This is a genomic window from Burkholderia sp. E168m23 (genome assembly GCF_016586125.1).
In the GTDB taxonomy this organism is placed as follows: Bacteria; Pseudomonadota; Gammaproteobacteria; order Burkholderiales; family Burkholderiaceae; genus Burkholderia; species Burkholderia orbicola.
Window position 1 is genome coordinate 1 of record NZ_BCPP01001640.1, and the last position, 675, is coordinate 675.

The following is a 675-nucleotide window of genomic DNA, read 5'->3' on the forward strand; positions in this document are numbered from 1 at the left end:
GACGATCAGCAGCGTCGTGCTGCCGCCGTACAGCGCGCTCTGGCCGTACGCGTACGCCATCGCGCCGCCGCCGATCAGCGACGCGATGCAGGTCGGCTTGCGGCCCCAGCGTTCGACGAGCCACGCGGCGCACAGGAAGCCCGGCACGCCGCCGAGCGAGATCAGCACCGTGTAGAACACCGATTTCGTGACTTCGAAGCCGGCCTGCTGCAGCAGTGCGCCGAGCCACGACGTGAGGCCGTAGAAGCCGAGCAGCGCGAAGAACCACAGCAGCCACACCATCACCGTGCGGCGGCGGTACACGCCGCTCCAGATCTCGCGCAGCGCGCCGCGGCCGCGCGCGGCGGCCGGTTCGGCGAGCCGCGACGGCGGCGGCAGCGTCGTGACGCCGGCCGAGCGCATCACCTTCGCCTCGATCGCGTGCATCACCGTGTCGGCTTCCGCGTGCCGGCCCGCATGTTCGAGCCAGCGCGGCGATTCCGGCACGATGCGGCGCACGACGAGCACGAACACGGCCGGAATCGCGAGCAGCGCGAACACGGTGCGCCAGCCGAACTGCGGCAGCACGAAATACGCGACGATGCCGGCCGTGATGAAGCCGAGCGGCCAGAAGCCGTCCATCAGCGCGATCAGGCGGCCGCGCTTCTCGGTCGGCACGAATTCGGACAGCAGCGT

At 70.8% G+C, this 675-nt stretch carries 1 protein-coding gene; it reads right to left on the minus strand.

Annotated features, from left to right (window positions below):
- The coding region (locus JMF90_RS39390) for an MFS transporter (RefSeq protein ID WP_201326581.1) at positions 1 to 675 on the minus strand (675 nt) is incomplete at both ends.